Origin of the sequence: Klenkia soli (genome assembly GCF_900103975.1) — a bacterium.
Lineage (GTDB): Bacteria > Actinomycetota > Actinomycetes > Mycobacteriales > Geodermatophilaceae > Klenkia > Klenkia soli.
In genome coordinates, this window is record NZ_FNIR01000009.1 from 137,799 (window position 1) to 162,430 (window position 24,632).

The following is a 24,632-nucleotide window of genomic DNA, read 5'->3' on the forward strand; positions in this document are numbered from 1 at the left end:
GGCCTGCTAGAAAGCGTCGTGCTCGAGATGCGACCCGGATGCGAGTGCTGCGACGTCGACCTGCCGCCGTCCTCGACCGAGGCGTGGATCTGCTCGTTCGAGTGCACCTGGTGCTCGACGTGCGCTTCGGACGTCCTGCACGGCCGGTGCCGCAACTGCGGCGGCGAGCTCACCCGGCGTCCGACCCGGGCCCCGGAGAAGCTGGCCGCCGCGCCGGCCAGCACGACCAGGGTGCTCGCCGCCGACTGCCGCTGACCTGCCCCGCGAGCCGGGGAGCAGGATGGCCGGCATGAGCGAGCACGCGGGCGAGCGCCCCCTCGAGGCCGGCATCCGCACCGACCTGCGGAACACCATGAGCTACGGGGCCTACCTCGACCTCGACCGGCTGCTCTCGGCCCAGCACCCGGTCAGCCGGCCCGAGCACCACGACGAGCTGCTGTTCATCATCCAGCACCAGACCACCGAGCTGTGGTTCAAGCTGGTGCTCCACGAGCTGCGCGCGGTGCGCGAGCACCTCGACGCCGACGACCCGGCGCGCGCCCGCAAGAACCTGGCCCGGGTCAAGCACATCTTCCGCACCCTGGCCGAGCAGTGGTCGGTGCTGGCCACCCTCACCCCCAGCGAGTACGCCGAGTTCCGCGGGTCGCTGGGCAGCTCGTCGGGCTTCCAGTCGCACCAGTACCGGGCCGTCGAGTTCATCCTCGGCAACAAGAACGCCGCGATGCTGAAGGTCTTCGACGACGCCCCCGAGGCGCAGGCGGTGCTCGCCGAGCTGCTGGACACCCCCACCGTCTACGACGCCTTCCTGCGCCACCTCGCCCGGCAGGGCCACGCCGTCCCCGACGAGGTGCTGCACCGCGACGTCCGTCAGGCCTGGACGATGCACGCCGACCTGGTCCCCGTCGTCCGCCGCATCTACGACGACACCGAGACCCACTGGGCCGACTACGCGACCTGCGAGGACCTCGTCGACATCGAAGACGCCTTCCAGTTCTGGCGGTTCCGGCACCTGCGCACCGTGCAGCGCACGATCGGCTTCACCACCGGCACCGGCGGCAGCTCCGGGGCGAGCTTCCTGCGCCGGGCGCTGGACCTCACCTTCTTCCCCGAGCTCTACGAGGTCCGCACCGGCATCGGCGCCTCCGCCACGCGCTGACCGGGGCCGTCCTCCCTCGCCGGAGTCCGTCCCCCTCCACCAGATCTCGTGGAGGGGGACGAACTTCCGTGCACCCCCCTGATCAACGCTGCGGGTAGGAAGCGTCAGCCGGTGAGGCGGCCGAGGCTGGCGGGGAGGTCCTCGGCGTGCAGCACGGCCAGGCGCTGGGTGGCCCGGGTGAGCGCCACGTAGAGGTCGGAGTCGCCGCGCACGCCCTCGGCCAGCACCCGGGCGGGCTCGACCAGCACCACCGAGTCGAACTCCAGGCCCTTGGCCTCGGCCGGGCGCAGCAGCACCGGGCCGGCCGAGGAGTCGGCGTCGGGTCCGGCGGTCGCGTCGGGCAGGGCGGCCACCGCGGCGTCGAACAGGGACGGCGGGACGACGACCGCGCAGGTGCCGCCCTTGCCGGCCAGGTCCGCCGTCACCTCGGCCACCCGCGCCACCAGGTCGCCGGCCGCCACCCGCTCGGCCCGCGGGTGCTCGCCGCTGCTGCGCACCGACGTCGGCGCCTGCAGCTGCGAGCCCGACGCGGCCAGCACGTCGGCGGCGACCGCCATGATCTCGGTGGGCGTGCGGTAGTTGACCGTCAGCACGGCCTGGCGCCACTGCGTGCGGGCGTGCGGGGTGAGCACCTCGGCCCAGCTGTCCGCCCCGCCCAGCGTGCCGGTCTGCGCCAGGTCGCCCACGACGGTCATCGACAGCGTGGGGCACTTGCGGGCCAGCACCCGCCACGCCATCGCCGACAGCTCCTGCGCCTCGTCGACCACCACGTGCCCGAAGGTCCAGGTGCGGTCGGCGGCCGCCCGCTCGGCGGTGGACCGGTAGTCGGCCTCGTCGGAGCGCGCGGCCAGGCCCTCGGCGTCGAGCAGGTCGCCGGCCATCAGCTCCTCGGACTCCTCGTCGTCGTCCGCGTCGTGCGAGCGCGAGCCGTGCAGCAGGTCCAGCACCCGCTGCGCCTCGTCCACACCGGCCTGCCGACGGCGGGCCGCGGCGGCCCGGTCGGCGGAGTCGTCGACGCCGAGCAGCTCGTCGGCCTCCTCCAGCAGCGGGACGTCGGAGACGGTCCAGGCGGCGTCCCGGTCCCGCACCAGCAGCGCCCGCTCGTCGTCGGTCAGCCCCCGCGCCGCCCGGGCCAGCCGCTCGGGCGAGGAGAACAGGTCGCGCAGCAGCTCCTCGGGGGTGAGCAGCGGCCACAGCTCCTCCACCAGGTCGGCCACCGCGGGCTCCCCGGCGATCTCGCGGCGCAGCGCGCGCCGGTCCTCGGCGTCCAGCAGGTTCTCCCCGCCGCGGACGTCGGAGCCCAGCCGGTCGGCCAGCCGCTGCGCGACCAGGTCGACCAGACCGCGGAAGAACGCCGGCCGGGCCAGGTTGTGCAGCCGTGAGGCCCGCCGCGCCTGGGTGCGCACGCGGGCGATGTCCCCGGCGCGCAGCCGGATCCGCTCGCGGTCCACCACGATCTCGCGCGTGCCGCGCATGGACCCCTGGCGGTCCTTGACGGCGTTCGCGACCACCTCGGCCATGGCGAGGCGGCCCTTGACCTCGGCCACGGCGGGCTCGTCGACCAGCGTGGTGGACAGGCCCGGGCGCAGCTGGCCGAGGCCGGCCATGACCACGCCGGTCTCACCCAGCGCCGGCAGCACGTCGGCGATGTAGCGCAGGAAGGTCGGGGTGGGTCCGACGACGAGCAGCCCGCTGCGGGCCAGCCGGTCGCGGTGCGTGTAGAGCAGGAACGCCGCCCGGTGCAGCGCGACGGCGGTCTTGCCGGTGCCCGGCCCGCCCTGGACGACGAGGATGCCGCGGGCGTCGGAGCGGATGATCGTGTCCTGCTCGGCCTGGATGGTGCGGACGATGTCGGTCATCCGGCCGGTGCGCTCGGCGGTCAGCGCCCGCAGCAGCGCTGCCTCGCCGGTCAGGCCGCGGTCGTCGGCCTCCTCGCCCTCGGCGAGCACCAGCACCTCGTCGTCGATCCCGGTCACCCGGCGGCCCAGGGTGCGGATGTGCCGGCGCCGCGCGATGCCCTCAGGCCGGAACGGGGTGGCGGTGTAGAACGGCCGGCTCGCCGGCGCCCGCCAGTCGACCAGTGCCGGGTCGCCGCCGGCGTCGTCGGCCGGCAGCCCGGTGCGGCCCACGTACAGCGGCTGCGGGTTCTCCTCCCGGTCCAGCCGGCCCAGCACCAGCCCGGCCTCGGCGGCGTCCAGCTGCACGATCCGGGTGCCGTGGAAGCGGACCGCCGCCTCCTTCTCGCCCATCGCCTGCGGGTTGTCCACCAGCGGGGCCGAGATCGCCTGCTGCCGGCGGGTCACCGCCAGCTCGCGGGCGGCGTCCAGCCGGGCGTACAGCCCGGTGACGTGCTCCTGCTCCTCCACGACCGGAGCCGGGTCCTGCTCCCTGACGATCGCCTGGTCGGTGGTGCTGCTCGACACGTGCAGGTCTCCTCGGGTGGGGCGGGCCCGACAACGGTAGTCGCGACCCGCCCCCCGTGGGGCTCAGCCCGCCGCGACCCGCCCCAGGACGGCGTCCAGCGCGCCCGCCAGCCAGTCGCGGGCGTCGTCGCCGGGTGCCTCGAGGTGCCGGGCCGCCACGTAGCAGTCCGGGCGCACCAGCAGCACCCCGCCGTCGGCGATCTCGCGCAGGTCGGCCCAGGTGCCGTACGGGTCGTCGAACGGCAGCCCCGGCCCGATGGCGACCGGCGTGATCTCCAGCCCGCGCGCGGCACCCAGCTCGGCGGCCGCGTCCAGCCACGGCTGGCCGCCCACCCCGGTGACGACGGCGAACCGGCCCCTGCCGACCAGGTCCAGCGTCGAGACCTCCCGGCCGCCGTCGCGGGTGACCCAGGCGTGCGGCAGCTTGGCGCCGGGCCAGGTGGTGGGCTGGGCGTAGAGCTGGTGGTCACGCCGGTAGGGCGGCATGTCGGTGCCGTCGGGGACGACGGCGCCCGACGCGTACCGCTGGTTGTGCTCCACCCCGTGGGCGTCGAACTCGTAGGCCTTGTAGGCGATGGCCTCCCGGACGGCGGCCCGCACCTTGTCCCCCTCGGCGCCCGGTGCCCGGCGCAGCGCGAGCTGGCGCTCCAGCGCCTCGGTGTCGGTGGTGTCGGTGAGCTCGAGGGCGGCCATGATCCGGCCGGTGTCGGCGATCGACTGGTTCGCCCGCTCGACGACCTGGCGGGCGATCGGCGCCCGCTCGGCGTCGTAGGACTCCAGCAGAGCGGGACCCGCCGCTCCGTCGATCACGTGCGCGAGCTTCCAGGCCAGGTTGTAGCTGTCCTGGATCGAGGTGTTGGAGCCCAGGCCGTTGGTCGGCGGGTGCCGGTGGACGGCGTCGCCGGCGCAGAACACCCGGCCCTTCGCGATGGTGGTCGCGAAGTGGTGGTTGACCGTCCACGGCGAGCCCGAGAGGACCTCCATCTCGAAGTCGTCGCTGCCCACCAGCCCGACGGCGAGCTCGCGGACGAACTCGTCGGTCAGCTCCGGCGGGCCGTCGGCGACCGCGTAGCCCCACATGAGCATCCACTCGGTCCAGGGCTTGATCATGCGCAGCACGCCGAGGCCGACGCCCTCCTTCTCCGCACCCGGCTGCAGCATCCAGTAGAGGACCGAGGGGCGGTGCGCCACGAGGTGGGTGAGGTCGGCCTTGAACACGATGCCCAGCGCGCCGCCCACCGCACCGGGGCCCTCGAAGGGCAGCTCGAGGTCGGCGGCGACCTTCGACCGGGCGCCGTCGGCGCCGACCAGGTACTTCGAGCGGATCTCGTACTCCAGGCCGCTCAGCCGGTCGCGCACGGTGGTGGTGACGCCCTCGTCGTCCTGCACGTGCCGCAGGTACTCGGTGTCGAAGCGCACCGTGGCGCCGCGGTCCTGGGCGGCCTTGACCATCACCGGCTCGGTGATCGTCTGCGGGGCGTCGAGCATCGTGCAGGGGCTGGCCAGCTGGTAGTCGGCGTGCCGGGCGGGGTCGGTGCCCCACGACGGGATGCGGCCGAGCTCCTCGCCGGCCAGCGAGGTGCAGAACGTCGTCGTCCCCATGAGCTCCCAGGGGGTGGCCAGCGCCATGAGGGTGTCCTCGACGCCCACGTCGCGCAGGGTCTCGAGCGCCCGCTGGTTGGTGATGTGCGCCCGCGGGTCCTGCGAGAGCGTGGAGTACTTGGTGACGACGACGACGCGGGTGCCGTAGGTGGCCAGGAACAGGGCGGCGGAGGCCCCGGCGGGACCGGTACCCACCACCAGGACGTCGGTCTCCACGGGCACGGGCGCACTCCTCGACGAGGCGGGTGACCGCGATCACGGCCGACGCCGAGACTCGTTGAACGTTGGACCACTGTCAAGGCCGACCTACGCTGGACCGGTGACCGTGCTCGACCCCGCCGACGCCGCCGCCCGGGCGGCCGCGCACCGCAGCAGGCTGCTGACCTGGGTGGGGCCGCACCTCGAGCGCCGGCAGCGGCACGAGGCGCACCCGGTGCTCGACTTCCTGTTCACCTACTACTCCCAGAGCCCGGCCCGGTTGCTGCGCTGGCACGCCGGCGTGGGCGCCTCGGTCACCGGCGACCTGGCCGACGAGCGCCTGGGCTGGCCGCTGCACGCGCGGCTGCCGGACGGCTCGGTCGGGCTGGACCTCGACGCCTTCCGGGCCAAGCGGGGGACGTCGGCCGGGTGGGTGGCCGGTCTGCTGGGCGCCACGTCGTCCCGGGCCGGGCAGTTCGGCTGCTTCGGCCTGCACGAGTGGGCGATGGTGCACCAGGCCCCGCCGCGGCACGACGCCGTCCCGCTGCGGCTGGGCCCGGCCGGCACGGACGCCGTCGTCGAGTCGCACCGGCTGCAGTGCACGCACGTCGACGCCTACCGGTTCTTCACCCCCACCGCGGCCCCGCGCAACGCGTTGACCCCCACCCGCGCGACCCAGGTGGAGCTGGAGCAACCGGGCTGCCTGCACGCGGGCATGGACCTCTACAAGTGGGCCTGCAAGCTCGCCCCCGCCGTGCCGGGCGAGCTGCTCGCGGACTGCTTCGAGCTCGCCGTGGACATCCGGGTGCTGGACATGCGGGCCAGCCCGTACGACCTGGCCGCCCACGGCTACGCCCCCGTGCCGATCGAGACCGCGGCGGGCAAGGCGGAGTACGCCGCGGCCCAGCGCGGCTTCGCGCAGCGCGGCCAGGCGCTGCGGGCCCGCCTGCTGGCGGTCTGCGACACCGTCCTGGAGCCCGCCCCGGTCCGCTCGACGTGACGTCGAGCGGGGTCAGGGGATCCCGCGGAGCCAGGTGGCGATCGCCGTCCCCAGCTCGTCGGGGCTGTCCTCCGGGACGAAGTGCGCGCCCGGCACCTGCACCTCGGTCAGGTTCGGCCAGCGGCGCACCAGGTTGCGCTGGCGGCCGACCAGGATCGAGCCCGGGTCGGCGTCGACGAACAGCTTGGGGACGTCGGAGCGCGCCAGCCACTCGCCGTAGGCGTCCACGGCGGTGTGCACGTCCGGCGGCACGTGCTCGATCGGGATGTTCCGCGGCCACTCCAGGGTGGGCCAGCGGCTCTCGGGCGTCGGGTAGGGCGCCCGGTAGCGGTCGTGCGCCTCGGGGGTGAGCCCGTGCAGCGTCGAGGCCGGGAGGATCCGCTCGACGAAGGTGTTCCGCTCGAGCACCAGCTCCTCGCCGTGGTCCGAGCGCATGCCCTGGAACACGCCCTTCGCCGCCCGCGGCCAGTCGGCCCACAGCAGCGGGGTCACGATCGTCTCGGTGAACGCGATCGCCCGCACGCGGTCGGGGTTCTTCCGCGCCCAGTCGAACCCCAGCGCGCCGCCCCAGTCGTGCAGCACCAGGGTGACCCGGTCCCCGACCTGCACCTCCTCGAGCAGGTCGGCCAGGAACTCGGCGTGGGTGGCGAAGGAGTAGGTGCCGCGCTGCGGGTCGGGCAGCCCGTCCGACTCGCCCATGCCGATCAGGTCCGGCGCGATGCACCGGCCGAGCCCGGACAGGTGCGGGATGACGTTGCGCCACAGGTAGGACGACGTCGGGTTGCCGTGCAGGAGCACGATCGGGTCACCCTCGCCGGTGTCCACGTAGGCCATCTCGTGCCCCCGGATCCGGACGCGGGAGCGCGGGAACCGGTCCTCCGACGATGCAGGCATGCCTCGATCGTGCACCACCCTTTCCCGGGAACCGCGGTTTCCGGGCAAGGGGTTGACCCTGACGCGGCGTCAGGATGTTGCGTGTCCCTCGTGGAGGAGGACGGAGCATGAGCCACTCGGTGGGTGAGCTGGCCCGGCTGGCCGGGGTGACGGTGCGCACGCTGCACCACTACGACCGGATCGGGTTGCTGGTCCCGTCCGGGCGCACGTCGGCGGGCTACCGCGTGTACGAGCTGCCCGACGTGGACCGGCTGCAGCAGGTGCTGCTCTACCGGGGGCTCGGCTTCGGCCTCGAGGAGATCGGCGCACTGCTGGACGACCCGGACGTCGACGCGGGTGAGCACCTGCGGCGGCAGCGCCGGCTGCTCACCGAGCAGCGGGACCGGACCGACCTGATGGTGCAGGCCGTCGAGAAGGAGATGGAGGCACTGGAGATGGGGAACCCGATGACCCCGGAGGAGAAGCTCGAGGTGTTCGGCGACTGGCTGCCCGACGAGTACGCCGACGAGGCCGAGCAGCGCTGGGGCGACACCCCCGCCTGGGAGCAGTCCCAGCAGCGGCAGAAGGGCATGACGAAGCAGGACTGGCTGGACGTGAAGGCCGAGACCGACGACCTCGAGGCCCGGTTCGCCGCGGCGCTGGCCGACGGCGCCCCGGCCGACGGCGACCGGGCACGGGAGCTGGCCGAGGAGCACCGGCAGCAGATCACCCGCCGCTGGTACGACTGCCCGCCCGGGATGCACGCCTGCCTGGGCCGGATGTACGTGGAGGACGAGCGCTTCACCGCCCACTACGAGCGCATCGCCCCCGGCCTCGCGCAGTACGTCAGCACCGCGGTCGTGGCCAACGCCGAGCACCGCGCCGGGTAACCGGAACGGTTCCGTCCTCACTCCGGCGGGGTGGAACGACTCCATCCCGGTCAACCGGGCCGGGGATCCGACCGAGAACCGTCGGGCGAGCCGCACCGTGCGGCTCGCCTGACCCCGGGAGACCACGATGGCAGCCGCCCCGTCCGTCGTCGCCCGGCCGTCGTCGGGGACGGCGCCCGCGTGACGGCCTCGCTGCAGATCGCCCGTGCCGCGTCCGCCCCAGCCGGATCCCGTCCGACGGCGCGCCGGATGCTGCACTCGGCCACCTCGGGACGTGCCCTGGTCGTCACGACCACGGTGCTGGCCGGCTGGGCCCTCCTCCTGGCGACGACGTCCCCGTCGAGCACGTGGCGGCTGGTCGTCGACGTCCTGGTGCTGGGCGGCGTCCACGTCCTGGCGGCGCTGGTGTCCCTCCGGGACCGGCTCCCAGGGGCGCCGGGATCGGTCGCCCGCAGCGCGCTCGGCATCGGCCTGGGCGCCTTGGCCGTCGCCGCCGTGCTGGGCCGGATCGCCGAACCCGGCCGGGAGGGCGGAGCGGCGTGGGCGCTGGACGGCCTGCACCTGCTCGGGCAGGCCGGCATCGCCGTCGTCCTGATCTCCCTCATCGCCCCGCTGCGCGACCGGCTGCTGCTGGTCCGGATCGGGCTGGACGCCGTGACCACCACGCTGGGGGTCACCGCCGTGGCCGGCACCGTCGTGCTGATCGGGATCGGCACCGGGCACACCGACCTGCCGACCCGGGTCGTGCTGGTGCTCACCGGCCTGGACGTGCTGCTGGTCGCCGGCGCGGTGGCCCTGTTCTCCGTGCTGCGCCCCGGCCGGGACAGCGTGGTGCCCCCGCTGCTGGTCGGCTCCGTCCTGCTGCTGGCCGCCGACCTGGCCAGCAGCCACTCCGTGCACTTCGGCGGACCGTCGGCCACGGCCGCGACGTCGCTGCTCATGGCCGGGGCCTGCCTGGTGCTGGCCGGTGCGGTGATCCGGCCGGTGAACAGCAGCCGCGACCGCGCGGTCCGGGTCACCGACCGGTTGTCCACCTGGTCCAACGTGCTGCCCTTCGCCGGCACCGGCGCCAACCTGCTCGCCGTCCTCATCGCAGAGCGCAGCACCGGCACCCAGGCCTGGGGCACCCCCCTCGCGCTGGCCGCCGCCGGCTGCCTGGCCGTGGTCGCCCTCCGCTTCCTGCTGACCATCCGGGTCGCCCGGTCGGCCCTGGACCGGCTGCAGGACGCCTTCACCGACCCGATGACCGGGCTGCTGAACCGACGCGGTCTGGCCGACCGGCTCGACCGCTGGCTCCCCCACGGCCCGATCACCCTGGTCGCCGTGGACCTCGACGGCTTCCGCCGGATCAACGAGGAAGCCGGGCACGAGGTCGGGGACCGAGTGCTCCGCCGGGTCGCCGACCAGCTCACCTCCCTCGCCCTCGACGACACCGTCGTCGCCCGGATCGACGGCGACGACTTCGCATTCGCCTTCGCCGGCGACGACTCCGCCCGGGCCGCCGCGCTCGCGGACCTGGTCCGGGACCGGCTCGGCCGCCCGTTCGACATGGACCGCCACCGCCTGCACCTCACCGCCAACGTGGGGACGGCGGTCAGCCACGCGCTGCCCAGCGCCCAGGGCGAGCTGCCCACCACCGACACGCTGCTCCGCTGCGCCGACCAGGCGCTCGCCGAGGCCCAGGCCAGCACCGGCGGTACGGCCGTGCACGACCCGGCCCGCTGCAGCCAGGTGCAGGAGGACTCCCTGCTGGCCTGGGTCGACGACCTGCACGCCGCCCTGGCCGCCGACGACCAGCTGCTGCTGCACTTCCAGCCGCAGCACCGCATCGCCGAGACCGGCACCGGCGGCGTGGCCACCGTGGTGGGCTGCGAGGCCCTGCTGCGCTGGGAGCACCCGACCCGCGGTCTGCTCGGCCCCGGCGAGGTGCTGCGGGCCGCCGAGCACGGCCACCTCGCCGCCGCCGTCACCGAGCGGGTCCTCGACCTCGCCCTGGGGGGGGCGGCTCGCTGGTGGCGCGACCGCGAGGTGCCCGTCGCGGTGAACCTCAGCGCCACCGACCTCGACGACGAGCTGCTCCCCCACCGCATCGCCGACGCCCTGGAACGGCACGGGGTGCCCGCCCGGGCGCTGACCGTCGAGGTCGTCGAGGACACCCTCATGCTCGACCCCGACCGCGCCCTGCAGACGCTCACCGCGCTGCGGTCCATCGGGCTGCGCATCGCCGTCGACGACTACGGCACCGGCTACAGCTCCCTGGCCTACCTGCACCGGCTGCCGATCGACGAGGTCAAGTTCGACCGCTCGCTGACCGCCGGGATCTCCGCCGACCCGGCCGCCGCGGTCATCGTCGGGCACAGCATCCGGCTGGCCCACGACCTCGGGCTGTCCGCCCTGGCCGAGGGCATCGAGCAGCCGGCCGACCTGGACCTGCTCTTCCGGCTTGGCTGCGACGCCGTGCAGGGATGGCTGACCGGCCGACCGATGCCGGTGCACGGCTGGGTCACCGCCCTGGACCTCGCCGTCCCGTTGCGCTGAGCACATCGCGATCCTCCGGATCGCACCGAGCACATCGCGATCCTCCGGATCGCACCGCGGTCAGGTGCCGTCCCCCTTCGGCGACGAGCGTGTCCGTCCCCTCCTCGGCGTCGTCGGGGGGGGCCGGGAGGGTGCCTTCGCACCGGTCTTGCCCGCAGGCGCCGGTGGGGCCATCCTGCGCGAGTGGCCCACGACGAGGAGCTCGCCGACCGGGTCCGCGACGTGCTGTCGACCGTCCCGGACGTCGCCGAACGACGCATGTTCGGCGGCCTGGCGTTCCTCGTCGGCGGGGCCATGGCCGTGGCGGTCAGCGGCAACGGCGGGCTGATGGTCCGCTGCGACCCCGCCGTGGCCGACGGCCTGGTCGAGCGGGACGGCGTCGCGCGCATGGTGATGCAGGGTCGCGAGCTGGCCGGCTGGGTGCTGGTCGACCCGGCGCAGCTGGCCGAGGAGACGGTCCTGCAGGACTACGTGGCCGAGGGCCGCAGGGCGGCGCGGGCGGCTCGCTGAGCGCTCCACGACCGGGGCCCCGCACCGCTGAGCCGGCCGGTACCGGGCTCAGTCGTGCGGGGCCATCCCGTCCTCCCCGTCATCGGCGCGCGGAGGGCGCACCTTGAGGACAGGGTCGGGATCCGGTGGGCTCAGGCCAGCGCGGCCCGGGACGACCGGGGCGCAGGTGCGGGCAGGCCGAGGTAGAAGCCCTGGCCCAGCCGGACGCCGCAGGACTGCAGCGCGGCCAGCTCACCCGCGGTCTCCACCCCCGACGCCACGACCTCGCAGTCACGCTCCAGGGCGAAGGGCACCAGGGCGGCGAGCAGGGCCCGGCGGGCGGGGTCCGCCTCGATGCCCGCCGTGGTCTCGCGGCCGAGCTTGAGGAAAGCCGGCCGCTGCTGGTCGACCCGGCTGAAGCTGTCGTAGCCCACCAGCGGGTCCTCCAGCGCCACCCGGACGCCCAGCGGCACGTCGGCACCGGTGAGGTCCCGGCCACCGACCAGGCCGCCGGACTCCAGCACGACCGGGCTCGCCGACCGGCCGACGATCGCGGCCAGCTCGCGCCCGGAGTCCCACATGCCGGCCGAGACGTTGACCGACACCCAGGCGCCCTCGGGGAGCCCGCCGGCCGCGGCCAGGGAGGCCCGCAGCATGGCGCCGTCCAGGTCCACGCCCAGGCCGCGGTCCCGCGCCGCGGCCAGCCGCTCCTGCGGGGGCCGGCCGTCGGCGAACCGGCAGAGCGCCTCGAACCCGACCGGCTCGCCGGTCGCCAGGTCCACGACCGGCTGGAACACCGTGAAGAAGATGAAGTCCCGGAAGGCCGCGACGACGGCGGCGTCGGCATCCGGCTCGACCGGGGCGGTGACCGGCCGCGGCTGCAGCTGCGCACCGCCCTCGGCGTCGGGGGCGGTGGGCACCACGGCGGGCAGGCCGTAGTGCAGCACCGAGGCCCAGTCCGCCGTCGGGGCCGGCTCGAGCGCACGGGCCGGCACCGGGCGCGCGCCGACCGGTCCGCGGCGGGCACCGCGGGCCGGGGCGGTGGTGACCGGCCGGTACAGCCAGTCGCGCAGGTGCACCCACAGGTCGGTGATGCTGTTGCCGATCCCCACGAACGCGACCATGGCGTACGTGGCGAGGACGGCGTTCAGGCTCGCGTAGGCCAGGTTCTCCCAGCGCTCCAGCCGGACGTCGACCACGATCGTCGCCGCGCACCACGCGATGAGCGCCAGCGGGGCCAGGATGTAGAGCGCCCCCGCCGTCGTCCGGTCCCGGACCTTCGGGGTGCGCTTGAACGCGCTCTTCTCCCCGGTGATCAGCTGCAGGAGCGAGGCGACGGTCCCGGACAGGTTGACCGGCAGCAGGATCAGGTTGAACCCGTAGATGCGCAGGACATCGGTGCGGCGGTAGCCCACGGACTTCAGGTCCCCGGCCATCATCAGGAAGTACGGCACCGAGACCAGCAGCAGCAGCGGGTTGAGCAGCTCGGCGTTGAACGGGTAGACCAGCATCCCGATCAGGCAGATCGAGCTCCAGCAGATCGAGGCCATGTAGTTCACCCGCAGGAACAGCTCGCCGAACCGGTTGCGCTCCCCGCGGGCCCGGCGGGCCCGCATCTGCTCGCGCAGCTTGGGCAGGATGAGCAGCCCGCCGTTGGCCCAGCGCTGCCGCTGGATGCACAGCGAGCCGAAGTCCGGCGGGGTGGCCGAGTAGGCCAGCCGCTCGGGGTAGTTCACCAGCGACCAGCCGTGCACGCCCAGGTCGATGGTGGACTCGGTGTCCTCGATGACCGTGCGGTCCTGGATGTAGCGGCGGATCTCGAAGTCGCCGTCGTAGTCGATCTCGACGATCGCGTCGAGGGCCTTCTTGCGCAGCACCGCGTTGGCGCCCACCCAGAAGGTGGCGTCGTACTGGGTCATGCCCTGGTGGACGATGTGCTGCAGGTCCGTCGAGGCCCCCGAGATGCGCTCCAGGCGGGTCGCCGACCCCGGGAACGAGCTGTACGGGGTCTGGGCCACGGCCACCCGGGAGTGCGAGTTCTGGCTCAGCAGGTGCACCATCCGGGCCGCGTACTCCGGCAGCAGCATGCTGTCGGCGTCCAGGGTCAGCACGAAGGTGGGCTCGGCGACGGTGAGGTCCGCGGCGCGCGCCGAGCACCGCACGAGGGCCAGGCCCACCGGGGTGTCGACCTCCTGGTAGCTGCCGCCCATCAGGCCGATGTAGCTGTTGAGGTTCATCGCCTTGTTCGGCTCGTGCGACAGCGAGCGGTAGCGCTTGCGCTCGAAGCTGGTCACCCGTGCGGTGAACGTCGAGACCAACCGCCGGTGCAGCTGCACGAGCCGGCCGGCCGGCAGCACCGCGCCGTCGGCGGCGCCCTCGACCAGCGCGTCGGCGACCGTGGCGAGGTCGCGGGCCAGGGCGCCCAGCACGTGGTCGACGAAGAACCGGTCGGTGTGGTCGAGGACCGGGTGCTCGCCGCCGAGCTCGGTCAACCAGTCGACGGCGAAGCGGTAGTGACCGGCGAGTGCGGCGACGTCGTCCGTGCCGGGCTGGCGGCCCTCGGCGAGCTCGCGCTCGAGGCGGGCCTGCGCGGCCTGGAACCGGCTGGCCGGCACGGCGAGCTGGGTCTCGATGATCTCGGGTTGCGCCCGGGCGTCGGCCAGCAGCCGGCGGGCCCGCTGCGTGGTCGGGTTCTGCGGGTCGTCCAGCAGCAGCACGACCTGCAGGCCGGGGTACTCCTGCAGCGCGGCGGACAGCAGCGTGGTGCGGATGGTCCGCTCGTCCTCCTGGTACGAGGGCACCAGGACGGTCACCGGGGCCGCGGCCGGGGTGTCGAAGAAGGCGTCCAGCACCGGCCGCGACGCGCGCTGGTGGGCGCGGCTGCGGTAGAAGAACCCGATGCGGGTGATCAGGTAGGCCATCGCAGAGGTCGCCAGCCCGGTGACCATCAGCAGGTAGACGACGGCCTCGATCACCAGCCGGGCGCTGTCGGCCTTGCCCTCGATGAACTGCTGCTCGACGGTGAAGGCGACGTAGACCGCCCAGGCCGACACGGTGAGCACGATCGCCAACCGGCCGATCGCCATCCGGCCGTCGGACACCTTCGGCGGCACGAGCGGGTGCGGCGCGGTGCGGCGGTCGCTGCCCCACTGGCGGCGGGCGGCCGGCGGCCCGGGGTCGGGCTGGTGCTCGTTCACGGTGGTCTGCTCTCGTCGGCCGATGCGCAGGTCCGTGCCTGCGTCCTGCGCCGTCCATCGGCACGGGTGAGGTCCGCATTGAGCGATGGCCACCCCCACGGGTGACCCGGCGACCCGGTCGTCACCGGGCGCTCCAGGTGCGGGCCGGTGCTGCCGACACCGAGGGGGAGAGTGCGCCCCCGGCACAGGACGGCGGCCACCCGAGCAGGCACGAGAGGGAGCACCGCATGACCCCGAGCACCCCGCCGACCGGCGACCCGGTCGACGAGCAGCCCCCGGCCCGACGGCTGTCCTGGCCGCGGCTGGCGCTGCTCGTGGCGGCGCTGGGCGGGGTGACCGCGGCCGCCGTCGTCCAGGTGGACGACGTCCGCACCCCGGACCCGGCGCCCGCGTCGGCCTGGCACGTGCCCTACGTCGACGTGACCCTGACCCCGACCTTCCAGTTCCAGGACCCCGCCGCCAACCCGGCCCGTACGGTGGCCCTGGCCTTCGTCGTCGCCGACCCCGACGCCGCGTGCTCGCCCAGCTGGGGCGGCTACTACTCGCTGGACGGCGCCGGCCAGGACCTCGACCTGGACCGCCGGATCACCCAGCTCCGATCGGCCGGCGGCGACGTCGTCGTCAGCTTCGGCGGGCTCACCAACGAGGAGCTGTCGGTGGCCTGCACCGACGAGGAGGCCCTCACCGACGCCTACCGGGACGTCGTCGAGCGCTACGACCTGTCCTCGGTCGACATGGACGTCGAGGGCACCGCCGTCGCCGACCAGGCCGCCGCCGACCGCCGGGCCCGTGCCCTGGCCACCGTGCAGGCCGAGCGCCGGGCCGAGGACCGCCCGCTGTCGGTGTGGCTGACCCTCCCGGTGACCCCCGACGGCCTGACCGCCGACGGCCTGGCGCTGGTCGGACGCACGCTGGACGGCGGGGTGGACCTCGCCGGGGTGAACGTGATGACCATGGACTACGGCGGGTCGAAGGCCGCCGGCACCGGCATGCTCGCCGCCGCGGAGGACGCGCTGACCGCCACCGCCGCCCAGCTCGGCGACGCGTACGAGCAGCGCGGCGAGCCCCTGGACGACGCCGACCTGTGGGCCCACCTGGGGGCCACCCCGATGATCGGCCAGAACGACGTCGACGGCGAGGTCTTCACGGTCGACGACGCCACCGGCCTGACCACGTTCGCGCGGGAGCGCGGCCTCGGCCGGCTGTCGATGTGGTCGATCAACCGCGACCAGCCGTGCGGGGCCAGCTTCGCCGACGTCGCCGTGCACTCGAACACCTGCAGCGGGGTGACCCAGGACCCGCTGGCGTTCACCACCGCGTTCGGCCGGATCGGGTCGCCCGGCGCGACCGGCACCGTCACCGAGGTCGTCCGGCAGGACACCCGCCAACCGGTCCTCGACGACCCCACCACCAGCCCGTACCCGATCTGGCGCGCCGAGGCCCAGTACCCGGCCGGCTACAAGGTGGTCTGGCACGGCCAGGTGTACGAGGCCCGCTGGTACGCCTCGGGCATCGACCCCTCGACCACCGGCTCGGGCACCCCGTCGCCCTGGACGCTGCTGGGCGCGGTGACCACCACGGAGGCCGCCCCCGAGCCGGTCCCCTCGGTCACCGACGTGACCGACGCCTGGGACCCCGCCACCCTGTACACCCGCGGAGCCCGGGTGGTCTTCGACGGGCTGCCCTACGAGGCGCGCTGGACCAACCAGGCGACCTCCCCGGGCGTGCAGTTCCCGATCGGCCCGGACGAGCCCTGGGCCCCCTTGTTCACCATCCCCGGGGAGCCGACCGGCAGCTGACCCTGCCACCCTGGCGGGGGTGAGGGAGTTCGTCGGGGTGGTGCGGCGGCCGTGGGTGCAGCGGGGTGTCCGCGCCTCGGTGGCCGCCGGGTTGGCCTGGCAGATCGCCGTGCTGCTGCCGGCGACGCTGTCGGACTACGCCTACTACGCCCCGCTGGGCGCGGTGATCGCCGTCCACCCGACGGTGGCCGACTCCGCCGGGGCCGCCTGGCGCACGGTGGCCGCCATGTTCCTGGGCTTCGGGTTGGCCGTCGGGGTCTACGAGGTCACCCGGGGCGTGCCGAACGCGTTCACCATCGCGCTGATCGTCGCTCTGGCGATCGTCGTGGAGCAGTGGCGGCTGCTGCGCGAGCAGGCCAGCTGGGTCAGCTTCGCCGCCGTCCTGATGATCACCATCGGCACCGACGACCCCGCCGCCTACGTGCTGCGGTACGGCGGGCTGACCCTGCTGGGCGCGGTCGTGGGCGTCGCGGTGACCACCGCGCTCTTCCCGCCGATGCTGCTCACCGTCGCGGTCGAGCGGATCGCCGTCACCCGCGGGCTGCTCGCGGTGCACCTGGAGGACATGGCCGACGCCGTCCGCGGCGGCACCGTGCCCGACCCCGACGACTGGGCCGAGCGCGGCACCCGGCTGGACCGGGCGCTGGACCGCATGCGCACCGCCGAGGTGCAGGTGGAGCGCGCCCGGCGGGCCAACCCGCGGGCCGCCCGCTGGCAGGGCTCGGCGTCCCGGGTGCGGGAGCAGTCCCGGGCCCTGGACCGCGTGGCCGTGCTGGTCGACGACCTGACCGACCTCGTCGCCGAGTTCCAGCCGCACCGCCGCGGGCTGGACCGGGTCGACGACGGCACCGGGTGGGTGCTGGCCGACGCGCTCTCGGGGCTGGCCGCGGTGGTCCGCATCCCGTACCACTCGGGACCCGAGCGGGACTCCCGGGACGACGCCGTCGACACCGCGCTGGGCGCCCTGGACCGGCTCACCCACCTGCTGCGCGCCTCGGAGGTGCCCGACGACGAGGGCTTCTTCGCACTCGGCGCGGTCACCGTGGGCGTCCGCCGCTCGCTGCACGTCCTCGAGGCGCACCCCCGCTGATCGTCGGGGCTACCCGACCCGGACGAGCAGCTCGCCGTGCAGCATGCCCAGCCAGCCGTCGTCGGCGGCTGCCCAGCGCTGCCACGCCGCGGCCACCCCGGCCAGCTCGTCGGCCGTGGCCAGGCCGTAGGACACGGCCTGCTCGGCGAAGGACGACGCGGTGGCCCGGCCGGCCCACGAGTCGCCCCACCAGCGGCGCTCGGCGTCCGAGGCGTAGCAGTAGGTGGACGCCGAGGCGGTGTGGTCGCGCAGGCCCGCGGCGTGCGCCCAGGCCCGCAGCCGGCGGCCGGCGTCGGGCTCGGCGTCGTTGCGCCGGGCCACCGCGCGGTAGAGGTCGAGCCACCGGGTCAGGCCCTCGTCGTCCGGGAACCAGGTGGTGGCGGCGTAGTCGACGTCCCGCACGGCGAGCAGCCCGCCCGGCCGGCACACCCGGGCCATCTCGCGCAGCGCCGCCACCGGGTCGGTGAGGTGCTGCAGCACCTGGTGGGCGTGCACCACGTCGAAGGAGTCGTCGGGCAGGTCGAGGGCGTAGGTGTCGCCGACGGCGAACTCCACGACGACCTCCTCCCGGGCCGCCAGGTCGCGGGCCTCGCCGAGCGGTGCCTCGACGACGTCCAGCCCGAGCACCCGGCCCGGGGCGACCCGGCGGGCCAGGTCGACGGTGATGGTGCCCGGCCCGCAGCCGACGTCGAGGACGTCGAGCCCGGCCCGCAGGTGCGGCAGCAGGTACCCGGCGGAGTTCTCGACGGTGCGCCAGCGGTGGGACTGCAGGACGGCGTCGGCGTGCCCGTGCGTGTAGGTGTCCACTCCCCCATCGTGCACCGGCGATCCCAATGAGTGAACACCCCTTCTCATCCAGTGGGATCGGCGAGCACCCAGCCCGCGCCGTCCCGGGCGACCTCGCCGCGGTGCAGCAGCTCCTCCAGGTAGGCCCGCCGACCGTCCTCGCCCTTGCCGGCGAAGAACGGCAGCAGGGTGAGCAGCAGGTTCGGGAAGGCCATCGACAACCGCACCAGCCGGGACTCGGCCGGGCGCGGGTAGGCCTCCAGCCGCGGCCGGTCCAGCAACGACAGGACGGCGTCGACGACGTCGCCGGGCCGCTGCGGCGGCCCGCCCTGGAACTGCAGCGCGTTGCCGCCCTCCACCGCCTCGCGGCGCAGCATCGGGGTGTCCGTGGCCGAGGGCAGCACGCTGCCCACCCGGACGCCCTCGGCGTGCAGGTCCAGCGCGATCGACAGCATCGCGCCGCGCAGGCCGAACTTCGACGCGCAGTAGATCGGGGTCTCGGCCTGCGGGAAGATCCCGGCCAGCGACACCGTGGTGACCACCCGGGGGTCGACAGAGCGGCGCAGCAGCGGCAGCGCCAGCCGGGTCACGTACAGCGGAGACAGCGTGTTGACCGTGATCTCCTGCTCGATCGAGGCCAGCGACCGGTCGCCGAACCGCTCGGCGCTGGTCATGCCGGTGTTGTTGACCAGCACGTCGACCCGGCCGTGCCGGCGGTCCACCTCGGCCAGCGCCGCCTCGACCTGCGCGGGGTCGGTCAGGTCGCCGTCCAGCGCCGTGTGCACCCCAGGGCCGGGCAGACCGGCGGCGACCGCCGCGGCCCGCTCGCCGTCCCGGTCGACCACGACGACCGACGCCCCGCGACCGGCCAGCCGGGCGGCCAGCGCGCTGCCGATGCCACCCGCCCCGCCGGTGATGACCACGACCCGGTCGGTGCCCGACCAGGTGCGGCGGGTCAGCAACCGGCGCAGCTCGGCCAGCGACGTGCCGACCACACCGGCCCCGGTCACGAGGGCACCGCCACGAGGGCCGGCGCCGGCACCCCGTGCTCGGCCCGCCAGCCCATGCGGCCCATGACCTCGCGGCGGAACGCGGTGAGTGCGTCGGCGTCGACGTAGCCGGCGTGGCGGGGCGAGTCGTCGAACCGGATGCCACCGGACAGGTCGGGCCGCTCGTGCCGGACCATCGACCGGAACTTCCGGTAGGCGGCGGGGTCGTCGCGCCGGTCGGCCAGGTGCGCGGCGACCAGCTGGGCCAGCCCGTCGACGTGCCCGTAGGCGCCGGAGTTGGTCTCGGTGAAGCCGATGCCGAACAGGCCCTCGTGCTCGCGGGAGAACGCGGTCAGGTACAGGTCGGGGTGCTCGCCACCCCCGAAGAGCTCCTGCGCGTAGGGGATCACGTGCCGGTAGCCGGTGGCGGCGATGACCAGGTCGACGTCCTCGGTGCTGCCGTCGGTGAAGGTGACCGTCGTGCCCACCACGTCGGCGATGCCCGGCCGGGGGACGACGTCGCCGTGCTGCAGCGCCAGGAACAGGTTGCTGTTGAGCACGGGGTGGGTCTCGAAGACCCGGTGGTCGGGCTTCGGCAGCCCCAGCCGCTCGGGCCGGCCGTAGAGCCTGGTGAGCACGAAGCCGAAGACGGCCTGCTCGACGCGCTTGGGCAGGTGCGGGCCGCGGGCGGCGAAGACGTCGGACGGGACGCCGAACACGTGCTTGGGGATGAACCAGTAGCCGCGGCGCATGCTCAGCACGGCGCGGTCGGCGACCCGGGCGGCGTCCACGACGATGTCGCAGGCGGAGTTGCCGCCGCCGATGACCAGCACCCGGCGCCCGCGCAGCTGGTCCAGGTCGCGGTAGTCCTTGCTGTGCATCACCTCGACGGTGGAGGACGCGGGGATCTCGGGCAGGCGCGGGGTCCACTGGGCGCCGCTGCAGCAGACCACCGCGCCGTAGCGGGTCGTGCGGCCGTCGTCGAACGTCACCGCGTAGCCGCCGTCCGCCGCCCGGACCCCGGTGACCGACCGGCCGAACTCGACGGCGTCGGTCAGCCCGTGGGCGGCGGCGAACTCGCGCAGGTAGCCCAGCACCTGGCGGTGGTCGGGGTAGTCGGGCAGGTCCTCGCCCATCGGGAAGCCGGGGAACCCGGACAGCGTGCGGCTGGAGATGAAGTGGGCCGCCTCGTACATCGGGCTGCCGGGGGCGTCGATGTCCCAGATGCCGCCGACCCCGGAGTGCCGCTCGACCTGGTGGTACGGGAGGCCGCGCGCGGCGAGCGCCCGGGCGGTGGCCAGGCCGGCGGGACCGGCGCCGATCACCAGGGTGGTGTCGCCGTGGTCGGTGGTCGGGGTGCTGCTCATCGGGTCTCCTTCGCTCGCGGTGCGGGGAGTCTGCGCTGGATCGACTGTCCAGGTCAAGTGTCTGGGTCAATTGACCCATACGACTGACCCGTGGCGTCGCGAGCCTCCGACGTGCGACGATCCGGGCATGCCGCCCGCCACCCGACGCAGCCCTGCGCGGCGCGCACCGGTCGTCCGCAAGCCGCTGGCCGACCGGCGCGAGGACCTCGTCGAGGCCGCGCTGCGGGTGCTCGTGCGCGACGGCGTCGCGGCCGCGACCACCCGGGCGATCGTGGCCGAGGCCGGCGCCAGCCTCAGCGCCTTCCACTACTGCTTCGACTCCCGCGAGGAGCTGCTGGTGCTCGCGGCCGAGCGGATCACCGACCGCACGGTCGACCACGTGCGCGAGGGGTTCTCCGCCGACGGCGACCTCCGCACCGTGGTGGTCGGTGCGCTCACCGCGCTGTGGGAGCGGCTGGAGGCCGACCCGCACCGCGAGCTGATCGGCTACGAGCTGTCCCACCACGCCCGCCACCGACCCGAGCTGCGCCCGGCCGTGGCCCGGCTGTTCCGGCACTACCTCGACGTCCACGAGCAGTTCCTCGCCGACGGCGCGGCCGCCGCCGGCTTCACCTGGACGACGCCGGTGCCCGTCCTGGCACGGCTGATCAACTCCACGCTCGACGGGCTGGCGCTCACCTGGCTGGTGGACCGCGACGGCGAGGCTGCCCGCGAGGTCATCGGCGCGCTGGCCGACGCACTGCTCGCCGCGGCCCGACCCGCGTGACCGGCAGCATGATCGGCCCCGACCGGCTCGCCGTCCTCCGCGCGGCCACCGACGGCCTGCAGCCGCCGTTCGCCGTCGTCGACCTCGACGCCTACGACGCCAACGCCGACGCCCTGGTGGCCCGCGCCGCGCCCGGCACCACCATCCGGCTGGCCAGCAAGTCCGTGCGCTCCCGCCCGCTGGCCGCCCGCGCCCTGGCCCGGCCCGGCTTCGCGGGCGTCCTGGCGCTCACCCTGCCCGAGGCGCTGTGGCTGGCCGCCGACCACGCCGACGTCGTCGTCGGCTACCCCAGCACCGACACCGACGCGATCGCCGCGCTGGCCGCCGACCCGCAGCTGGCCGAACGGGTGACCTTGATGGTCGACTCCGTCGAGTCCCTGGACGTCGTCGAGGCCGCGGTCGGGCGCGCACCGGCCGCCCCGGTGAAGGTCTGCCTGGACCTGGACGCCGCCCTCGAGCTGCTCGGCGGCCGGGTGCACCTGGGCCCGCTGCGCTCGCCCGTGCGCACCCCGGCGCAGGCGGTGGCGCTGGCCCGCGCGGTGCTGGCCCGGCCGTGGCTGCACCTCGACGGGCTGATGGCCTACGAGGGCCAGGTCGCGGGGATGGGCGACGTCATCGGCAACCCGCTGCGGCAGGCCGCCGTCCGGGCGATGCAGCGCGCGTCGAGCCGGGAGATCGCGCAGCGCCGGGCCGCCGTCGTGGCCGCCGTGTCGGCGCTGGCCCCGCTGCGGTTCGTCAACGGCGGCGGCACCGGGTCGGTCGAGCAGACCTCCGCCGAGCCCGCGGTCACCGAGGTGGCCGCCGGCTCGGGCCTCTACGCCCCGGCGCTGTTCGACTCCTACCGCAGGTTCCGGGCCCGGCCCGCGGCCTACTTCGTGCAGCCGGTGGTGCGCCGTCCCTCCGCGGGGGTGGCCACCGCGCTGGGCGGCGGCTGGGTCGCCTCGGGCCCGCCCGGCGCGGACCGGCAGCCGACCATCGCCTGGCCACCCGGCCTGCGCTACAACCCCCTCGAGGGCGCCGGCGAGGCGCAGACCCCGCTGCTGGGCGCCGCCGCGGCGGGCCTGCGGCTGGGTGACCGGGTCTGGTTCCGGCACGCCAAGGCCGGCGAGCTGTGCGAGCGGGTGAACCAGCTGCACCTGGTGGCCGGCGACGAGCTGGTCGGCACCGCGGCCACCTACCGCGGCGAGGGCAAGGCCTTCCTGTGAGGCTGGTCGACACCCACCTGCACGTCGTCGACCCGGCGTTCCCGCTGGTCGCCAACCAGGGCTTCCTGCCCGAGCCGTTCACGGTGGCCGACTACCGCGCCCGGACGGCGGGGCTCGGCGTCGTCGGCGGGGCCGTGGTCTCCGGGTCCTTCCAGGCCTTCGACCAGGGCTACCTGCTCGCGGCGCTCGAGCTGCTGGGCCCGGGGTTCGTCGGCGTCACGCAGCTGCCGGCCGACGTCCCCGACGCCGAGGTGCTGCGGCTGGACGCCGCGGGGGTGCGCGCCGTGCGGTTCAACCTGCGGCGCGGCGGCTCGGCGCCGGTCGGCGACCTGGACCGGCTGGCCCGCCGGGTGCACGACCTGGCCGGCTGGCACGCCGAGCTGTACGTCGACTCCCGCGACCTCGCCGAGCTGGCCCCGGTGCTGCGCCGGCTGCCGCAGGTGACGGTGGACCACCTCGGCCTGCACGCCGACGGCCTGCCCGACCTGCTGGACCTCGTCGAGCACGGCGCGGTGGTCAAGGCGACCGGCTTCGGCCGGGTGGAGCTGGACGTCGAGGCCGCGGTCACCGCGATCCTGGCCGTCGACCCGCGGGCACTGATGGCCGGCACCGATCTGCCCAGCACGCGCGCGAGCCGCCCCTTCGCCGACGAGGACCTCGACCTCCTGGGAGAGGCAGCCGGCGAGCACGCGGAAGCGGTGCTGGAGCACAACGCCCGCCACCTCTACCGCCTGCCCTAGGCGGTCAGCACGGCCTCGGCTGCCGCCTGCGCGGCCTGGCGGTCGGCCGGCACCAGGCCGATCCTCGTGCGGCGGTCCAGCAGGTCGGCGACCGTGCGCGCGCCCTCGGCGGCCACCGCGAAGCGCAGCTCCCCCACCGTCTCGGGGCGGCCCTCGACCAGCGGCGCCGCGCCCAGGGCCAGCACCTGCGGCGCCTCGGTGCCGTACCGGGCGACCAGCCGGGCCGGCGCCGGCACCCGGTCCAGCGCCCGTCGGGGAGCGGCCCCGACCAGCGGCAGCCGGGCGGTGACCGACCGGCCGGCACCCCGGCCCAGCAGCGCCACGGCGGCGTCGACGGTCTCCTCGGCCATCGCCCGGTAGGTGGTGAGCTTGCCGCCGACCACCGTCAGCACCGACCCGGAGCGGTGCAGCAGGTGCTTGCGGGAGAGGTCGGCGGTGGCGTCCCCCGGCCCCGTCCCGGCCGAGGCCGGCAGCACCAGGGGGCGCAGGCCGGCGTAGGCGCCGACGACGTCCGCGCTGGTCAGCGGGTCGGCCAGCACCCGGTTCACCGTGCTCAGCAGCTGCTCGACCTCGGCGGCCGAGGGCTGCGGGTCGTCGTCGGGTGCAGGGCCCTCGACCGGCTCGTCGGTGATGCCCAGGAACACCAGGCCGGTGTCCTGCGGCAGCGCGAACACGTAGCGCGAGCGCGAGCCCGGCAGCGGCACGGTGAGCGCGGCGGTCGGCGACCCCAGCCGGTCGGCCCGCACCACCAGGTGCGACCCCCGGGACGGCGAGAGCCGGATGCCGTCGTCCAGCGCGGCCGACCAGACGCCGGCCGCGTTCACCACCACCCCGGCCTCCACCTCCACCTGCCGGCCCTCGACCTGGACGGTCGCCGTCCTGCCGTCCACGCCGACCACGGAGGCCCCCGTGAGGACGCCGGCCCCGTACCCGGCAGCCGTGCGGGCCAGCGCGACCACCAGCCGGGCGTCGTCCACCAGCCGGCCGTCCCAGAACGCGACTCCCCCACCCCCGGCCCGCACCCCGGGCAACCAGGCGGAGACCTGGTCGGCGTCCACCCGCCGGGCGCGCGGCAGGGATCCGCGACCGCCGCGCACCGACGTCCGCACGGCATCGCCGAGCACGCCGCCGAGGCCGGCCACGGCGGCGACGTCCCGGCCCGCGGCGTCGGGCACGCAGAACGCCAGCGGCTCGACCAGGTGCGGCGCGGTGACCCCCATGAGGACGGCGCGCTCGCGGGCCGACTCCCGGGCCAGCCCGATCTCCCCGTGGGCCAGGTAGCGCAGCCCGCCGTGCACCAGCTTCGAGGACCACCGGCTGGTACCGGCCGCGAGGTCGGCGCGCTCGCAGAGCAGCACCGACAGCCCGCGGGAGGCGGCGTCCAGGGCCACCCCGGCGCCGGTCACCCCGCCGCCCACCACGAGGACGTCGACCGCCGCACCCAGCCGGTCGAGGTCGCGCTGCCGCCGGTCGCCGTCCAGCCGGGTTCCCCTCACGACCACCCACCTTCCCAGGCGGAGTCGG

The 24,632-nt window shown here is 75.1% G+C and carries 19 protein-coding genes; 11 read left to right on the forward strand and 8 right to left on the reverse strand.

What is annotated here, in order from left to right; translation table 11 throughout:
• Positions 1–27: 27 nt before the first annotated feature.
• Both BLS67_RS15040 and BLS67_RS15045 read left to right on the forward strand, forming a co-directional pair.
• Positions 28–255, forward strand: a complete 228-nt coding sequence (locus BLS67_RS15040; RefSeq protein ID WP_207500626.1) for a DUF1272 domain-containing protein — start codon at positions 28–30, stop codon at positions 253–255.
• Positions 256–289: 34 nt separating this feature from the next.
• A complete protein-coding gene (locus BLS67_RS15045; protein ID WP_091246653.1) occupies positions 290–1,156 on the forward strand; it encodes a tryptophan 2,3-dioxygenase in 867 nt (288 codons plus the stop codon).
• 104 nt (positions 1,157–1,260) lie between these two features.
• On the opposite strand, the gene BLS67_RS15050 is transcribed toward BLS67_RS15045, so the two are convergent.
• On the reverse strand, positions 1,261–3,579 hold the full coding sequence (locus tag BLS67_RS15050) for a HelD family protein (protein WP_242654108.1): 2,319 nt from the start codon (positions 3,577–3,579) through the stop codon (positions 1,261–1,263).
• 63 nt (positions 3,580–3,642) lie between these two features.
• Positions 3,643–5,403 carry an FAD-dependent oxidoreductase gene (locus BLS67_RS15055; protein WP_091246655.1) on the reverse strand — a complete coding sequence of 587 codons (1,761 nt, stop codon included), beginning with the start codon at positions 5,401–5,403 and terminating at the stop codon, positions 3,643–3,645.
• 97 nt (positions 5,404–5,500) lie between these two features.
• Here BLS67_RS15055 and BLS67_RS15060 point away from each other — a divergent pair, with 97 nt between their 5' ends.
• On the forward strand, positions 5,501–6,379 hold the full coding sequence (locus BLS67_RS15060; RefSeq protein WP_091246656.1) for a 3-methyladenine DNA glycosylase: 879 nt from the start codon (positions 5,501–5,503) through the stop codon (positions 6,377–6,379).
• Between the two features lie 12 nt (positions 6,380–6,391).
• Here BLS67_RS15060 and BLS67_RS15065 read toward each other — a convergent pair whose 3' ends face one another.
• Positions 6,392–7,273, reverse strand: coding sequence for a haloalkane dehalogenase (locus tag BLS67_RS15065; RefSeq protein WP_091246657.1), 882 nt, complete (start codon positions 7,271–7,273; stop codon positions 6,392–6,394).
• Positions 7,274–7,380: 107 nt separating this feature from the next.
• Here BLS67_RS15065 and BLS67_RS15070 point away from each other — a divergent pair, with 107 nt between their 5' ends.
• The 3 genes from BLS67_RS15070 to BLS67_RS15080 all read left to right on the forward strand — a co-directional run bounded on the left by BLS67_RS15070 (position 7,381) and on the right by BLS67_RS15080 (position 11,190).
• Positions 7,381–8,142: a MerR family transcriptional regulator gene (locus BLS67_RS15070; RefSeq protein ID WP_091246659.1), complete on the forward strand. Its 762-nt coding sequence runs from the start codon at positions 7,381–7,383 to the stop codon at positions 8,140–8,142.
• Between the two features lie 249 nt (positions 8,143–8,391).
• The gene (locus BLS67_RS15075) at positions 8,392–10,680 is read left to right on the forward strand and encodes a putative bifunctional diguanylate cyclase/phosphodiesterase (protein ID WP_131801746.1); all 2,289 of its coding nucleotides are present in this window, start codon (positions 8,392–8,394) and stop codon (positions 10,678–10,680) included.
• 183 nt (positions 10,681–10,863) lie between these two features.
• Positions 10,864–11,190, forward strand: coding sequence for a TfoX/Sxy family protein (locus BLS67_RS15080; protein ID WP_091246662.1), 327 nt, complete (start codon positions 10,864–10,866; stop codon positions 11,188–11,190).
• Positions 11,191–11,321: 131 nt separating this feature from the next.
• On the opposite strand, the gene BLS67_RS15085 is transcribed toward BLS67_RS15080, so the two are convergent.
• On the reverse strand, positions 11,322–14,366 hold the full coding sequence (locus tag BLS67_RS15085) for a glycosyltransferase family 2 protein (RefSeq protein ID WP_207500629.1): 3,045 nt from the start codon (positions 14,364–14,366) through the stop codon (positions 11,322–11,324).
• Between the two features lie 227 nt (positions 14,367–14,593).
• Between BLS67_RS15085 and BLS67_RS15090 the strand changes: the two genes are divergently transcribed.
• Both BLS67_RS15090 and BLS67_RS15095 read left to right on the forward strand, forming a co-directional pair.
• A complete protein-coding gene (locus BLS67_RS15090) occupies positions 14,594–16,165 on the forward strand; it encodes a chitinase (protein ID WP_091246663.1) in 1,572 nt (523 codons plus the stop codon).
• A gap of 19 nt (positions 16,166–16,184) precedes the next feature.
• Positions 16,185–17,255 (forward strand): FUSC family protein, encoded by a 1,071-nt coding sequence (locus BLS67_RS15095; RefSeq protein ID WP_165617608.1) that lies wholly within the window; start codon positions 16,185–16,187, stop codon positions 17,253–17,255.
• Positions 17,256–17,264: 9 nt separating this feature from the next.
• Here the strand turns inward: BLS67_RS15095 and BLS67_RS15100 are convergent, their stop codons facing one another.
• From BLS67_RS15100 to BLS67_RS15110, 3 genes are read right to left on the reverse strand one after another with little or no spacing between them, the layout of a single operon-like run.
• Positions 17,265–18,062 (reverse strand): methyltransferase domain-containing protein, encoded by a 798-nt coding sequence (locus tag BLS67_RS15100; protein WP_242654109.1) that lies wholly within the window; start codon positions 18,060–18,062, stop codon positions 17,265–17,267.
• Between the two features lie 44 nt (positions 18,063–18,106).
• A complete protein-coding gene (locus tag BLS67_RS15105) occupies positions 18,107–19,051 on the reverse strand; it encodes an SDR family NAD(P)-dependent oxidoreductase (RefSeq protein ID WP_207500630.1) in 945 nt (314 codons plus the stop codon).
• Positions 19,048–20,397, reverse strand: coding sequence for a flavin-containing monooxygenase (locus BLS67_RS15110; RefSeq protein ID WP_207500631.1), 1,350 nt, complete (start codon positions 20,395–20,397; stop codon positions 19,048–19,050). Before BLS67_RS15110 ends, BLS67_RS15105 begins: the two co-directional genes overlap by 4 nt.
• Before the next feature lie 127 nt (positions 20,398–20,524).
• Here BLS67_RS15110 and BLS67_RS15115 point away from each other — a divergent pair, with 127 nt between their 5' ends.
• From BLS67_RS15115 to BLS67_RS15125, 3 genes are read left to right on the forward strand one after another with little or no spacing between them, the layout of a single operon-like run.
• Positions 20,525–21,163 (forward strand): TetR/AcrR family transcriptional regulator, encoded by a 639-nt coding sequence (locus BLS67_RS15115; RefSeq protein ID WP_091246667.1) that lies wholly within the window; start codon positions 20,525–20,527, stop codon positions 21,161–21,163.
• On the forward strand, positions 21,160–22,368 hold the full coding sequence (locus tag BLS67_RS15120) for an alanine racemase (protein ID WP_242654110.1): 1,209 nt from the start codon (positions 21,160–21,162) through the stop codon (positions 22,366–22,368). The genes BLS67_RS15115 and BLS67_RS15120 overlap by 4 nt, the downstream gene beginning before the upstream one ends.
• Positions 22,365–23,108, forward strand: a complete 744-nt coding sequence (locus BLS67_RS15125; RefSeq protein WP_207500632.1) for an amidohydrolase family protein — start codon at positions 22,365–22,367, stop codon at positions 23,106–23,108. Before BLS67_RS15120 ends, BLS67_RS15125 begins: the two co-directional genes overlap by 4 nt.
• On the opposite strand, the gene BLS67_RS15130 is transcribed toward BLS67_RS15125, so the two are convergent.
• On the reverse strand, positions 23,105–24,604 hold the full coding sequence (locus tag BLS67_RS15130; RefSeq protein ID WP_242654111.1) for a glycerol-3-phosphate dehydrogenase/oxidase: 1,500 nt from the start codon (positions 24,602–24,604) through the stop codon (positions 23,105–23,107). The genes BLS67_RS15125 and BLS67_RS15130 overlap by 4 nt on opposite strands.
• Between the last annotated feature and the right edge of the window lie 28 nt (positions 24,605–24,632).